Origin of the sequence: Escherichia ruysiae (assembly GCF_031323975.1) — a bacterium.
Taxonomy (GTDB): Bacteria; Pseudomonadota; Gammaproteobacteria; order Enterobacterales; family Enterobacteriaceae; genus Escherichia; species Escherichia ruysiae.
The window spans coordinates 1,284,406-1,297,668 of record NZ_JAVIWS010000001.1 but is presented as its reverse complement, the minus strand read 5'-3'; the positions used below and the strand labels follow the sequence as shown (position 1 = coordinate 1,297,668).

At 51.7% G+C, this 13,263-nt stretch carries 14 protein-coding genes; 8 read left to right on the top strand and 6 right to left on the bottom strand.

Features of this window, described 5'->3' with window-relative positions:
• Positions 1-51 precede the first annotated feature (51 nt).
• Positions 52-690, bottom strand: a complete 639-nt coding sequence (gene purN / locus RGV86_RS06555) for a phosphoribosylglycinamide formyltransferase (protein WP_001028605.1) — start codon at positions 688-690, stop codon at positions 52-54.
• Positions 690-1,727 (bottom strand): phosphoribosylformylglycinamidine cyclo-ligase, encoded by a 1,038-nt coding sequence (gene purM / locus RGV86_RS06550; protein WP_010344571.1) that lies wholly within the window; start codon positions 1,725-1,727, stop codon positions 690-692. Before purM ends, purN begins: the two co-directional genes overlap by 1 nt.
• Positions 1,728-2,050: 323 nt before the next feature.
• Here purM and upp point away from each other — a divergent pair, with 323 nt between their 5' ends.
• The 3 genes from upp (at position 2,051) to RGV86_RS06535 (ending at position 4,848) form a co-directional block, all read left to right on the top strand.
• Positions 2,051-2,677, top strand: a complete 627-nt coding sequence (upp, locus tag RGV86_RS06545) for a uracil phosphoribosyltransferase (protein ID WP_001295473.1) — start codon at positions 2,051-2,053, stop codon at positions 2,675-2,677.
• A gap of 85 nt (positions 2,678-2,762) precedes the next feature.
• A complete protein-coding gene (uraA, locus tag RGV86_RS06540) occupies positions 2,763-4,052 on the top strand; it encodes a uracil permease (RefSeq protein ID WP_000198328.1) in 1,290 nt (429 codons plus the stop codon).
• A gap of 94 nt (positions 4,053-4,146) precedes the next feature.
• The gene (locus RGV86_RS06535; RefSeq protein ID WP_071599018.1) at positions 4,147-4,848 is read left to right on the top strand and encodes a DnaA inactivator Hda; all 702 of its coding nucleotides are present in this window, start codon (positions 4,147-4,149) and stop codon (positions 4,846-4,848) included.
• Between the two features lie 137 nt (positions 4,849-4,985).
• Here the strand turns inward: RGV86_RS06535 and arsC are convergent, their stop codons facing one another.
• Positions 4,986-5,345 (bottom strand): arsenate reductase (glutaredoxin), encoded by a 360-nt coding sequence (gene arsC, locus RGV86_RS06530; RefSeq protein ID WP_000166470.1) that lies wholly within the window; start codon positions 5,343-5,345, stop codon positions 4,986-4,988.
• 20 nt (positions 5,346-5,365) lie between these two features.
• Positions 5,366-6,829 carry a beta-barrel assembly-enhancing protease gene (gene bepA / locus RGV86_RS06525; RefSeq protein ID WP_085461010.1) on the bottom strand — a complete coding sequence of 488 codons (1,464 nt, stop codon included), beginning with the start codon at positions 6,827-6,829 and terminating at the stop codon, positions 5,366-5,368.
• Between the two features lie 212 nt (positions 6,830-7,041).
• Between bepA and RGV86_RS06520 the strand changes: the two genes are divergently transcribed.
• Positions 7,042-8,103, top strand: coding sequence for an AI-2E family transporter (locus RGV86_RS06520; protein WP_000892038.1), 1,062 nt, complete (start codon positions 7,042-7,044; stop codon positions 8,101-8,103).
• Between the two features lie 75 nt (positions 8,104-8,178).
• Here the strand turns inward: RGV86_RS06520 and bcp are convergent, their stop codons facing one another.
• Both bcp and RGV86_RS06510 read right to left on the bottom strand, forming a co-directional pair.
• On the bottom strand, positions 8,179-8,649 hold the full coding sequence (gene bcp / locus RGV86_RS06515) for a thioredoxin-dependent thiol peroxidase (RefSeq protein ID WP_309508397.1): 471 nt from the start codon (positions 8,647-8,649) through the stop codon (positions 8,179-8,181).
• Positions 8,649-9,221, bottom strand: coding sequence for a glycine cleavage system transcriptional repressor (locus tag RGV86_RS06510; RefSeq protein WP_000176182.1), 573 nt, complete (start codon positions 9,219-9,221; stop codon positions 8,649-8,651). Before RGV86_RS06510 ends, bcp begins: the two co-directional genes overlap by 1 nt.
• 146 nt (positions 9,222-9,367) lie before the next feature.
• Between RGV86_RS06510 and dapA the strand changes: the two genes are divergently transcribed.
• The 4 genes from dapA to ypfJ all read left to right on the top strand — a co-directional run bounded on the left by dapA (position 9,368) and on the right by ypfJ (position 13,254).
• Positions 9,368-10,246: a 4-hydroxy-tetrahydrodipicolinate synthase gene (dapA, locus tag RGV86_RS06505; RefSeq protein ID WP_010344577.1), complete on the top strand. Its 879-nt coding sequence runs from the start codon at positions 9,368-9,370 to the stop codon at positions 10,244-10,246.
• A gap of 16 nt (positions 10,247-10,262) precedes the next feature.
• On the top strand, positions 10,263-11,297 hold the full coding sequence (gene bamC / locus RGV86_RS06500; protein WP_010344578.1) for an outer membrane protein assembly factor BamC: 1,035 nt from the start codon (positions 10,263-10,265) through the stop codon (positions 11,295-11,297).
• Positions 11,298-11,509: 212 nt separating this feature from the next.
• Entirely contained in the window at positions 11,510-12,223 is a 714-nt protein-coding gene (gene purC, locus RGV86_RS06495) for a phosphoribosylaminoimidazolesuccinocarboxamide synthase (protein WP_001295467.1), read from the top strand.
• Positions 12,224-12,390: 167 nt separating this feature from the next.
• Complete coding sequence (ypfJ, locus tag RGV86_RS06490; RefSeq protein ID WP_001267512.1) at positions 12,391-13,254, top strand: KPN_02809 family neutral zinc metallopeptidase; 864 nt, start codon at positions 12,391-12,393, stop codon at positions 13,252-13,254.
• Positions 13,255-13,263: the final 9 nt, after the last annotated feature.

Below are 13,263 nucleotides of genomic sequence, written 5' to 3'. Positions count from 1 at the left end.
AGGTGAATTGAAAAACGCCAACGCAGGGCTGGCGCTTTAACTACGGCGGCGTTACTCGTCGGCAGCGTAGCCCTGCGGCGGCAGACGCTGACCATCCAGCCACGCGGCGTTTTCGTGCATCTTCAGACGACCATCGGCAAACCAGCTAATCACCAGCGGATAAATAGCGTGCTCCTGGGTTTGTACGCGGGCGGTGATTTCATCTTCTGTATCACCGGCAAATACAGGGACTTTTGCCTGTAAAATAACCGGCCCACCGTCCAGTTCATCGGTAACGAAATGCACCGATGTACCGTGTTCCTCGTCGCCATTTTCCAGCGCCTGACGATGGGTGTGCAAACCGGGATATTTTGGCAGCAGGGAAGGGTGAATGTTCAGCAAACGACCAGCATAGTGGGAGACAAACGCCGGGCTGAGAATGCGCATAAAACCGGCCAGTACAACCACGTCGGGAGCGTACATATCGATCTCGTGAATCAACTCCCGGTCATAGGCTTCACGACTGTCAAACGCGCTGGCGATGAGCGTATGCGTTGCAATACCGGCTTTGCGGGCGCGTTCAAGGCCGAACGCGTCGGCCTTATTACTGAAAACTGCCCGTAGGGTGCCTTTAATTTTGTTGGTTTTGCAGGCGTCTATAATTGCCTGCAAGTTACTTCCGTTGCCGGAAATAAGCACCACAATATTCATTATTCGATAACCACGCGTTGTTCGGAATCAGAGGCTTTGATGATACCGATTTTCCACGCGTTTTCACCGTTGGCATTAAGCAGAGTGAGAGCTTTGTCCACTTCCGGAGCAGGCAGGGCGATAATCATCCCGACGCCGCAGTTGAAGGTGCGATACATTTCATGGCGCTCGACATTACCCGCCGTTTGCAGCCAGTTGAACACTTCCGGCCACTGCCAGGAGGATTCATCAATGACTGCCTGAGTGTTTTCCGGCAATACGCGCGGAATATTTTCCCAGAAGCCGCCACCGGTCAGGTGCGCAATAGCGTGCACGTCGACCTTTTCGATCAACTCCAGCACTGACTTCACGTAAATGCGGGTCGGTGCCAACAGATGATCGGCTAATGGCTTACCATCAAGTTCGGTAGTTTGTGGATCACAACCGCTGACTTCGAGAATTTTGCGCACCAGCGAATAGCCGTTCGAATGCGGGCCGCTGGAGCCAAGCGCAATCAGCACATCACCGTCGCTGACTTTAGAACCGTCGATGATTTCTGATTTTTCTACCACGCCAACGCAGAAACCCGCAACGTCATAATCTTCACCGTGATACATCCCCGGCATTTCCGCCGTTTCGCCACCTACCAGCGAACACCCGGATTGCAGACAACCTTCGGCGATGCCGCTGATCACTGATGAAGCAGTATCGACATCTAATTTTCCGGTTGCGTAATAGTCGAGGAAAAACAGCGGCTCAGCGCCTTGCACCACCAGGTCATTAACGCACATGGCGACCAGATCGATACCAATGGTGTCGTGACGTTTTAAGTCCATTGCCAGGCGCAGCTTGGTGCCTACACCGTCAGTGCCGGAAACCAGCACGGGTTCACGATATTTTTGCGGCAACGCACACAGCGCACCGAAGCCGCCCAGACCGCCCATCACTTCCGGGCGACGCGTTTTCTTCACTACGCCTTTGATTCTTCCAACCAGAGCATTACCTGCGTCTATATCAACACCGGCATCTTTGTAGCTAAGAGAGGTTTTATCGGTCACTGCTTGGGTCCCCACGCGTTACTTGCGGTAGAAAAATAAAATTCGGCGCAATTCTAACAGGGAAAGCAAACGTTTGCGAGACTGCTTTACATAACCTTTTTTAACCTCTTTTTACCGAGAGAGTGACAAAAAAATGTGTACATAGAGAGGATGAATGATTTTTTGCCAGGATAATTACCACTATTAACTATTTGATTATAAAATAACTTTATCTAAAATCTTTATGATCTTGACTGAAGTCAACGAAAATAATATTGCCGCCTTGAAGAAAGGCGGTATAATCCGTCGATTTTTTTTGTGGCTGCCCTCAAAGGAGAAAGAGTATGAAGATCGTGGAAGTCAAACACCCACTCGTCAAACACAAGCTGGGACTGATGCGTGAGCAAGATATCAGCACCAAGCGCTTTCGCGAACTCGCTTCCGAAGTGGGTAGCCTGCTGACTTACGAAGCGACCGCTGACCTCGAAACTGAAAAAGTAACCATCGAAGGCTGGAACGGCCCGGTGGAAATCGACCAGATTAAAGGTAAGAAAATTACCGTGGTGCCGATTCTGCGCGCTGGTCTGGGGATGATGGATGGCGTGCTGGAAAACGTTCCGAGCGCGCGCATCAGCGTAGTCGGTATGTACCGTAATGAAGAAACGCTGGAACCAGTACCGTACTTCCAGAAACTGGTTTCTAACATCGATGAGCGTATGGCGCTGATCGTTGACCCAATGCTGGCAACCGGTGGTTCCGTTATCGCGACTATCGACCTGTTGAAAAAAGCGGGCTGCAGCAGCATCAAAGTTCTGGTGCTGGTCGCTGCACCAGAAGGTATCGCTGCGCTGGAAAAAGCGCACCCGGACGTCGAGCTATATACTGCATCGATTGACCAGGGATTGAACGAGCACGGATACATTATTCCGGGTCTTGGCGATGCCGGTGACAAAATCTTTGGTACAAAATAAAGAATAAAAATAATTAAAGCCGACTTTAAGAGTCGGCTTTTTTTTGAGTAAAGCGCCTATAACACATAATACAGAGGAATATACTATGACGCGCCGTGCTATCGGGGTGAGTGAAAGACCGCCACTTTTACAGACAATCCCGCTTAGTTTGCAACATTTGTTCGCCATGTTTGGTGCAACCGTCCTGGTGCCCGTCTTATTTCATATTAACCCGGCGACTGTACTGTTATTTAACGGTATCGGGACGCTGCTGTATCTCTTTATCTGTAAAGGGAAAATCCCGGCTTATCTTGGTTCCAGCTTTGCCTTTATTTCACCGGTATTGTTACTGTTGCCATTGGGATATGAAGTCGCGCTGGGCGGCTTTATTATGTGCGGCGTGCTGTTCTGCCTGGTCTCTTTCATCGTGAAGAAAGCGGGAACCGGCTGGCTGGACGTGCTGTTTCCACCTGCGGCAATGGGCGCAATCGTTGCCGTTATCGGTCTGGAGCTGGCGGGCGTAGCTGCCGGTATGGCGGGTTTACTCCCGGCTGAAGGGCAAACGCCAGACTCCAAAACCATCATCATCTCTATTACCACCCTGGCGGTCACGGTTTTAGGTTCCGTGCTGTTCCGTGGTTTCCTGGCAATTATCCCGATTTTAATTGGCGTGCTGGTGGGTTACGCGCTCTCCTTCGCCATGGGAATTGTCGATACCACGCCGATTATTAATGCTCACTGGTTTGCGCTGCCAACCCTCTATACGCCGCGCTTCGAGTGGTTCGCTATTCTGACTATTCTGCCAGCGGCATTAGTGGTTATTGCCGAACACGTAGGTCACCTGGTAGTAACGGCTAATATCGTCAAAAAAGATCTGCTGCGCGATCCGGGTCTGCACCGTTCGATGTTCGCTAACGGCCTGTCGACTGTGATCTCCGGCTTCTTTGGCTCCACGCCAAACACCACCTACGGGGAAAACATTGGCGTGATGGCGATCACCCGTGTTTACAGTACCTGGGTTATCGGCGGGGCGGCGATTTTTGCTATCCTGCTTTCCTGCGTCGGTAAACTGGCGGCTGCTATCCAGATGATTCCATTGCCGGTGATGGGCGGCGTTTCGCTGCTGCTTTATGGTGTCATCGGTGCTTCCGGTATTCGTGTTTTGATCGAATCGAAAGTGGATTACAACAAAGCACAGAACCTGATCCTGACTTCCGTGATTTTGATCATCGGCGTCAGTGGTGCCAAGGTAAACATCGGCGCGGCGGAGCTGAAAGGCATGGCGCTGGCGACTATCGTCGGTATCGGCTTAAGCCTGATCTTCAAACTGATTAGCGTGCTGCGCCCTGAAGAAGTGGTGCTGGACGCAGAAGACGCAGATATAACAGACAAATAATGTACCGACCGGGCAGTGCTGCTGCCCGGTTCAAACATCATGGGATTCTGTGGTAAACTTCTCGCGATTTTGTGAAATCCTGGTTGAGGTATCTCTGAACACACCGGCACAGCTCTCTTTGCCACTTTATCTTCCTGACGACGAAACCTTTGCAAGTTTCTGGCCGGGGGATAACTCCTCTCTACTGGCCGCGCTGCAAAACGTGCTGCGTCAGGAACATAGCGGTTACATCTATCTCTGGGCACGCGAAGGCGCGGGGCGCAGCCATCTGCTGCACGCGGCTTGCGCGGAATTGTCGCAGCGTGGTGATGCGGTGGGCTATGTCCCGCTGGATAAACGCACCTGGTTTGTACCTGAAGTGCTCGACGGTATGGAGCATTTGTCGCTGGTTTGCATCGACAATATCGAGTGTATTGCCGGCGATGAGTTGTGGGAGATGGCGATTTTCGATCTCTACAATCGGATTCTGGAGTCGGGCAAAACACGGTTGTTGATCACCGGCGATCGCCCACCGCGTCAGTTGAATCTGGGATTACCGGATCTCGCGTCGCGTCTTGACTGGGGGCAGATCTACAAATTGCAGCCACTTTCTGATGAAGATAAGTTGCAGGCGCTACAGTTACGCGCGCGTTTGCGTGGTTTTGAACTACCGGAAGATGTGGGACGCTTCTTGCTGAAGCGGCTCGACAGAGAGATGCGCACGCTATTTATGACGCTGGATCAGCTGGATCATGCGTCGATTACCGCACAGCGTAAGCTGACCATTCCGTTTGTGAAAGAAATTCTGAAGTTGTAGATAAGGTGTTTATTGTCGGATGCGGCGCGAGCGCCTTATCCGACCTACGCGAAGTTAATCCATAGTATTCCTGGGCCGGACAAGACGCGGCAAGCGTCGCATCCGGCAATGTGCCTTAACTAGCGATGGGGCACATCTTAATCCACGATTTCCAGCACTTGCTCCGGTGGACGTCCAATCCGCGCTTTGCCATTGGCGACCACAATCGGGCGCTCCATCAGCTTCGGATTATCCACCATCGCCTGAATCAGCGCCTCTTCGCTAAGCGAACTGTCAGCCAGGTTCAGCTCTTTATAAAGATCTTCTTTCTGGCGCATCAATTCACGGGCGCTATTCATCCCCAGCATTTTCAGCAAATCGCGCAGCGTTGCCGCATCGGCGGGAGTCTCAAGATAGAGCACCACTTCTGGCTCCACGCCGTTTTCTTTCAGCAGGGTCAGCGTTTCCCGGCTCTTTGAACAGCGTGGGTTATGGTAGATTTTTACCTGTTTGGTCATTGTTCTTCCTTTAATGCAAATTACATCTTGGTATAAGGCTTAAAGCGTTCCTGTAACTGGCGCAACTGGTCGATGCGCGCATCGTAACGCGCTTGTTGCAGGCTGCCTAATTTCACCTGCGAACTGGCGCTACTCAACAAGGAAATTGCCTGATCGAGTCGCCCGGCGAGCGCATAACCTTCTGCTCGCGCTGCCAGTTCCTGATCGCGATTATTTAGCGCGGCCTCCGCCTGTGCCAGTAAATCCCAGCCATTGCTGTCATCTTTATTGTTAAAGGTGTAGCGGTTCAGAATATTGGCGGCTTCCTGTGGTTGCCCCCCTTGCAGATAAGCGTTCGCCAGGTTGAGCTGCAACACAGGATTGGTGCGCAAATCACGGGCATTTTTCAGGCGATTGATCGCGTCATTGGCTTTGTTTTGCCCAAGATCGATATCGGTAGCCAGATCGAGATACCACGCGTTGCCGGGTTCTGCCGCCAGTAACGGTTGCAGCGTTTTCCGTGCCTCGTCGTATTTATTGGTTTCCATCGCCTGCAAAGCGCGACCATATTGCGCTGCCCGTTGCTGACGAACGTTACCTTTTGCCCATTCATCCAGCAAATCACTGGTGAGCTGATTACGTCCGGAATTGTACATCCCCAGTGTGCGCGCTTTCGCCAGATAGAAATCTTCCGACGACTGCACCACCATTGGGCGCATCTGATTGGCACGGTTACGGGCATCAGCCAGACGGCTTTCCGGCAGCGGGTGAGTCAGCAAAATTTCCGGCGGACGCGAAGAGTAACGCGCCTGATCGAGCAGTTTTTCGAGGAAGGTCGGCATCGCCTGCGGATCGAACCCCGAGCGTTGCAGCACTTGAATACCAATGCGATCCGCTTCCTGTTCATTTTGCTGGGTGAAGCTGATCATCCCCTGGCGCGTTCCCGCCAGTGTACCGGTCAGCGCCGCCATCCCCGCCTGCGGGCTGGCCATTGCCAGTAAAATAGAACCTAACGCCCCGACCCAGGTCAGTGGCGCGCTGCGCTGCTGATCTTCCATCGCTCGCGCCAGGTGACGTTGGGTGACGTGGGAGATTTCGTGTGCCATAACTGAAGCCAGTTGACTTTCGTTATCGGAATAACGGAACAGGGCAGAGTGCAGTACCACGTTGCCGCCAAAGAAAGCAAAGGCGTTGATTTCGTCGTTATTGATCAGAAAGAAATGGAACGGCGTCTTAACTGAGTTGGCATGTGAAACCAGGCGCATCCCCAGCGAATTAATATATTGCGTTAATAGCGGGTCATTAATTAACGGTGCGCTGCCGCGTAGCTGGCGGACATAATAGTCGCCCATCTGCATTTCCTGACCAATGGAAAGCGTGCTTCCTGCGGAGGTTCCCATATCCGGCAAGGTGTCTGCGCTATCGGCAAACGCCGGGGCTACCTGACCGATGGTCATAGCAGCAATGAGGGTTGCAACCAGGTTTTTTTTCAACTGCCTGAACATAACCTCTGTCCTGTATTTCTGGAGATAGTCATTTGACCGATACTGTAAAATATCGTTCCCACCGCGCCGCCTTTGAGTGTAACGGCGAAGATTAACCCACTCAAATGACTTTTCAGTTTCCTGAATCCGTCATAAAAAGCGAAGTCTTTTTTGTGACATTTCGATACAATTGCGGATCGCAATCCCGCTCTTGAGGTTCAGGGAAGGTCTTTATGCTCGAAATGTTGATGCAATGGTATCGCCGCCGTTTTAGCGACCCGGAAGCGATTGCCTTGCTGGTTATTTTAGTTGCCGGATTTGGCATTATCTTTTTCTTTAGTGGCCTACTCGCACCGTTGCTGGTGGCTATTGTGCTGGCCTATTTGCTTGAATGGCCAACCGTGCGCCTGCAATCTATTGGCTGTTCCCGCCGTTGGGCGACGTCGATTGTATTGGTGGTTTTCGTTGGAATTTTGCTGCTGATGGCATTCGTGGTACTGCCTATCGCCTGGCAGCAGGGCATCTATTTAATCCGCGATATGCCGGGGATGCTCAATAAGCTATCTGATTTTGCCGCCACGTTGCCGCGCCGTTATCCGGCGTTAATGGATGCGGGCATTATTGATGCGATGGCCGACAATATGCGCAGCCGGATGCTCACCATGGGCGATTCGGTGGTGAAAATCTCTCTCGCCTCGCTGGTGGGCCTGCTGACCATTGCCGTCTATCTTGTTCTGGTGCCGCTGATGGTCTTTTTCCTTCTGAAAGATAAAGAGCAAATGTTGAATGCCGTCCGCCGGGTGCTTCCGCGTAACCGTGGGCTGGCAGGTCAGGTCTGGAAGGAGATGAACCAGCAAATCACCAACTACATCCGTGGCAAGGTACTGGAGATGATTGTGGTGGGGATAGCCACCTGGCTGGGGTTCTTGCTTTTCGGGTTGAACTATTCACTGCTGCTGGCGGTGCTGGTCGGTTTCTCTGTGCTTATTCCGTACATTGGCGCATTTGTGGTGACCATTCCGGTGGTCGGCGTGGCGCTATTCCAGTTTGGCGCTGGCACTGAATTCTGGAGCTGCTTCGCGGTATATCTGATTATTCAGGCGCTGGATGGCAACCTGTTAGTACCGGTGTTGTTCTCCGAAGCGGTTAACCTGCATCCGCTGGTGATTATTTTATCGGTGGTGATCTTCGGTGGTTTGTGGGGATTCTGGGGGGTGTTCTTTGCCATTCCTCTGGCGACGCTAATTAAAGCGGTAATCCATGCCTGGCCCGATGGTCAAATTGCGCAAGATTAACCTTCATTCCGCTATATCGCCGGAGGTGAGGAGTGCTGGCCGCAAGCGCAGCCAGCACGGAATGGAGCAAAGTAATCAGGCGTGTTCTTTCAGCCAGTTAATCACTACGTCGTGGTGATTGCTGGTTTTGAAATCGTCAAAGACATGTTCGATTTTGCCGTCAGCATCGAGCAAGAAGCTGATGCGGTGAATACCATCGTAGGTTTTGCCCATGAAGGACTTCTCTCCCCAGACGCCGAATTGTTCGCACACCTGGTGGTCTTCATCAGACAGAAGCGTAAAGTTGAGCAGCTCTTTTTCCGCAAAACGGAAGAGTTTTTCGGGTTTATCGGTGCTAATACCCAGTACATCAACACCGGCTTTTTTCAACTCATCCATGTTATCGCGTAAGCCACAAGCTTGTACGGTACAGCCGGGGGTCATGGCTTTCGGGTAGAAATAAACCAGAACACGCTGTCCCTGGAAGTCGGTCAAATTAACTTGTTCTCCGTCTTGATCCGGCAAGCTAAATTTCGGTGCGATGTCACCGGCTTTCAGTGGATTCATTACTTAACTCCATCCTGTTCATCATGTTGGGAATAATTGACGACGCTAATACTGCCTTGCGCATTGAGTTCTGTACATAGTGCTTTGAAAGCTTGTTCAATATTTGCTGAATCCGCAGACGCCGGGCTGTGGGCGGTTATCTGAATATGCAGTTGCGCAGCTCGTTCATTTTCAGCAGGTTGCGTGCGAGACACTAGCTCCGCAATGTTCATATGGTGCGCGTCAAAAAGTGCGGTAAAGCGTTCAATTAAATGCGGTGAATCTGCCACATCGATCTGAACCCAGACAGATGCTGGCATCGGCGGACGCGGACGAGCCGTCGTGCGCTTCATCACGATTAAAAGATCCAGTTCGGCACCTTTCAACGGTAACGTTGATTCGATCAAGGTGATTGCATTCCATGAACCGGAAAGCAGCATGATAAAGGTGAACTCTTCTCCCAGCATCGCCAGGCGACTGTCTTCAATATTACAGCCGCAACTACTGACATGACGGGTGATAGTGTTCACAATTCCTGGGCGATCGGCACCCAGCGCAGTGATCACCAGATAATGTTGCGATGACAGTGTCAAACCGGTTATTCCTTCAAGGGGGAGAGTAGCTCTTAAGGAAAGCATAAAAAAAACATGCATACAACAATCAGAACGGTTCTGTTTGCTTGCTTTTAATGCCATACCAAACGTACCATTGAGACACTTGTTTGCACAGAGGATGGCCCATGTTCACGGGAAGTATTGTCGCGATTGTTACTCCGATGGATGAAAAAGGTAATGTCTGTCGGGCTAGCTTAAAAAAACTGATTGATTATCATGTCGCCAGCGGTACTTCGGCGATTGTTTCTGTTGGCACCACTGGTGAGTCCGCTACCCTGAATCATGACGAACATGTTGATGTGGTGATGATGACCCTGGAGCTGGCTGACGGGCGTATTCCGGTGATTGCCGGAACCGGCGCTAACGCTACTGCGGAAGCCATTAGCCTGACACAGCGTTTCAATGACAGTGGCATTGCTGGCTGCCTGACGGTGACCCCTTATTACAACCGCCCGTCGCAGGAAGGTCTGTATCAGCATTTCAAAGCCATCGCTGAACATACTGACCTGCCGCAAATCCTGTATAATGTGCCGTCCCGTACTGGCTGCGATCTGCTACCAGAAACGGTGGGCCGTCTGGCGAAAGTAAAAAATATTATCGGAATCAAAGAGGCAACAGGGAACTTAACGCGTGTTAACCAGATCAAAGAGCTGGTTTCAGACGATTTTGTTCTGCTGAGCGGCGATGATGCGAGCACGCTGGACTTCATGCAGTTAGGTGGTCATGGCGTTATTTCCGTTACTGCTAACGTCGCAGCGCGTGATATGGCTCAGATGTGCAAACTGGCGGCAGAAGGGCATTTTGCCGAGGCACGCGTTATTAACCAGCGTCTGATGCCATTACACAACAAACTATTTGTCGAACCCAATCCAATCCCGGTGAAATGGGCATGTAAGGAACTGGGTCTTGTGGCGACCGATACGCTGCGCCTGCCAATGACACCAATCACCGACAGTGGTCGTGAGACGGTCAGAGCGGCGCTTAAGTATGCCGGTTTGCTGTAAAGTTTAGGGAGATTTGATGGCTTACTCTGTTCAAAAGTCGCGCCTGGCAAAGGTTGCGGGTGTATCGCTTGTTCTGTTACTCGCAGCCTGTAGTTCTGACTCACGCTATAAGCGTCAGGTGAGTGGTGATGAAGCCTATCTGGAAGCGGCACCGCTTGCGGAGCTTCATGCCCCGGCAGGAATGATTTTGCCGGTGACTTCCGGTGATTATGCAATACCGGTGACCAACGGTAGCGGTGCTGTCGGTAAGGCGCTGGACATTCGTCCACCTGCCCAGCCGTTGGCGCTGATTTCCGGCGCACGTACCCAGTTTACGGGCGACACCGCCTCGCTGCTGGTAGAAAATGGTCGTGGTAATACTTTGTGGCCGCAGGTTGTTAGCGTGCTGCAGGCGAAAAACTACACCATTACCCAACGCGATGATGCTGGTCAGACGCTGACTACCGATTGGGTGCAATGGAATCGTCTGGACGAAGACGAGCAGTATCGCGGTCGTTATCAAATCTCTGTTAAACCGCAGGGTTATCAGCAGGCGGTAACGGTGAAACTGCTGAACCTGGAGCAGGCGGGCAAACCGGTTGCAGACGCGGCTTCCATGCAGCGTTACAGCACGGAGATGATGAACGTCATTTCCGCCGGTCTGGATAAATCCGTGACCGATGCGGCTAATGCGGCGCAAAACCGTGCTTCCACCACCATGGACGTACAAAGTGCTGCTGATGACACAGGCTTACCAATGCTGGTCGTTCGCGGGCCGTTCAACGTGGTTTGGCAACGTCTGCCAGCGGCGCTGGAAAAAGTGGGCATGAAAGTGACCGACAGCACCCGTTCGCAGGGCAGCATGGCCGTGACCTATAAGCCGTTGTCTGACAGCGACTGGCAGGAACTGGGCGCGAGCGATCCAGGCCTGGCATCCGGTGACTATAAACTGCAAGTCGGTGATTTAGATAACCGCAGCAGCTTGCAGTTCATCGATCCGAAAGGCCATACGCTGACTCAAAGCCAAAACGACGCACTGGTATCTGTCTTCCAGGCAGCGTTTAGCAAGTAAAAATACAGGGCTGGAGTAATCCGGCCCTTTTTTCTGTTATGATACGCAAACGTGTGCGTCGGCAGAAAAACGCGATTTTAGCGTTAATTCGCACGAAATTTGTTTGTCGGACACAGGTCAGATAAGGCGTTCACGCCGCATCCGACAAAATATCCGGCACACCAGACAGCAAAAGATTTTAAAACGTTAATTCACACCCAGGAGTGATAAAGATGCAAAAGCAAGCTGAGTTGTATCGTGGTAAAGCGAAAACCGTATACAGCACGGAAAACCCGGATCTGTTGGTGCTCGAATTCCGCAATGATACGTCAGCAGGTGATGGTGCGCGCATTGAGCAGTTTGATCGCAAAGGTATGGTGAACAACAAGTTCAACTACTTCATTATGAGCAAACTGGCTGAAGCGGGTATCCCGACTCAAATGGAGCGTCTGCTCTCCGATACTGAATGTCTGGTGAAAAAGCTGGATATGGTGCCGGTTGAGTGTGTCGTACGTAACCGTGCTGCTGGCTCTCTGGTGAAACGTCTTGGAATTGAAGAAGGTATTGAGCTGAACCCGCCGCTGTTCGATCTGTTCCTGAAAAACGATGCCATGCATGACCCGATGGTTAACGAATCTTATTGCGAAACCTTTGGCTGGGTAAGCAAAGAGAACCTGGCGCGTATGAAAGAACTGACCTACAAAGCGAACGACGTGCTGAAAAAACTGTTTGATGATGCCGGTCTGATTCTGGTCGACTTTAAGCTGGAGTTTGGCCTGTACAAAGGCGAAGTGGTACTGGGCGATGAGTTCTCCCCGGACGGTAGCCGCCTGTGGGACAAAGAAACGCTGGAGAAAATGGACAAAGACCGTTTCCGCCAGAGCCTCGGTGGCCTGATTGAAGCTTATGAAGCCGTCGCCCGCCGCCTGGGTGTACAGCTGGACTGATTTTTCTGTTCATCATCTTGCCGTGCTGCTGGCACGGCAAGATGACTGCTCTTGTAATACGTGAATTGAACGCTCATTCCTCCATCATTTCCTCCCGTTTTTCTGTGGTAATCTTCCTCTGAAGCACCTACGATCATCACTATAATGAATATATTGTTGAGGTATCTATGCGCTGGCAAGGGCGTCGTGAAAGTGACAATGTTGAAGACAGGCGAAACAGCTCTGGTGGCCCGTCAATGGGCGGTCCCGGTTTCCGTCTGCCAAGCGGTAAAGGTGGGCTGATTTTACTGGTAGTGGTGCTGGTTGCTGGCTACTATGGTGTTGATTTAACTGGGTTGATGACCGGACAGCCGATTTCTCAACAGCAATCAACGCGCTCAATTAGCCCAAATGAAGATGAAGCAGCAAAATTCACCTCGGTAATTCTGGCAACCACGGAAGACACCTGGGGACAGCAATTCGAGAAGATGGGTAAGACTTATCAGCAACCGAAGCTGGTGATGTATCGCGGAATGACACGCACCGGTTGCGGCGCCGGACAGTCCATTATGGGGCCGTTCTATTGCCCGGCGGATGGTACGGTCTATATCGATCTCTCTTTCTATGATGACATGAAAGACAAACTGGGCGCGGATGGTGATTTCGCTCAGGGATACGTTATCGCCCATGAAGTCGGTCATCATGTGCAGAAACTGTTAGGCATTGAACCGAAAGTCCGTCAATTGCAACAAAACGCGACGCAGGCGGAAGTGAACCGCTTATCTGTGCGTATGGAACTCCAGGCCGACTGTTTTGCCGGTGTCTGGGGGCACAGTATGCAGCAACAAGGCGTTCTGGAAACTGGCGATCTGGAAGAGGCGCTGAATGCGGCGCAAGCCATCGGCGATGACCGCTTACAGCAGCAAAGTCAGGGGCGGGTAGTGCCGGACAGCTTTACTCATGGTACATCCCAACAACGCTATAGCTGGTTTAAACGTGGTTTCGACAGCGGCGATCCGGCACAATGCAATACTTTCGGTAAAAGCATTTAACTTTCGGGG

Excerpts from the sequence above, each read along its gene's own strand:
- purN (WP_001028605.1), bottom strand. The coding sequence starts at position 690 with ATGAATATTGTGGTGCTTATTTCCGGCAACGGAAGTAACTTGCAGGCA.
- upp (WP_001295473.1), top strand. The coding sequence starts at position 2,051 with ATGAAGATCGTGGAAGTCAAACACCCACTCGTCAAACACAAGCTGGGA.
- uraA (WP_000198328.1), top strand. The coding sequence starts at position 2,763 with ATGACGCGCCGTGCTATCGGGGTGAGTGAAAGACCGCCACTTTTACAG.
- arsC (WP_000166470.1), bottom strand. The coding sequence starts at position 5,345 with ATGACCAAACAGGTAAAAATCTACCATAACCCACGCTGTTCAAAGAGC.
- bepA (WP_085461010.1), bottom strand. The coding sequence starts at position 6,829 with ATGTTCAGGCAGTTGAAAAAAAACCTGGTTGCAACCCTCATTGCTGCT.
- RGV86_RS06520 (WP_000892038.1), top strand. The coding sequence starts at position 7,042 with ATGCTCGAAATGTTGATGCAATGGTATCGCCGCCGTTTTAGCGACCCG.
- bcp (WP_309508397.1), bottom strand. The coding sequence starts at position 8,649 with ATGAATCCACTGAAAGCCGGTGACATCGCACCGAAATTTAGCTTGCCG.
- dapA (WP_010344577.1), top strand. The coding sequence starts at position 9,368 with ATGTTCACGGGAAGTATTGTCGCGATTGTTACTCCGATGGATGAAAAA.
- bamC (WP_010344578.1), top strand. The coding sequence starts at position 10,263 with ATGGCTTACTCTGTTCAAAAGTCGCGCCTGGCAAAGGTTGCGGGTGTA.
- purC (WP_001295467.1), top strand. The coding sequence starts at position 11,510 with ATGCAAAAGCAAGCTGAGTTGTATCGTGGTAAAGCGAAAACCGTATAC.
- ypfJ (WP_001267512.1), top strand. The coding sequence starts at position 12,391 with ATGCGCTGGCAAGGGCGTCGTGAAAGTGACAATGTTGAAGACAGGCGA.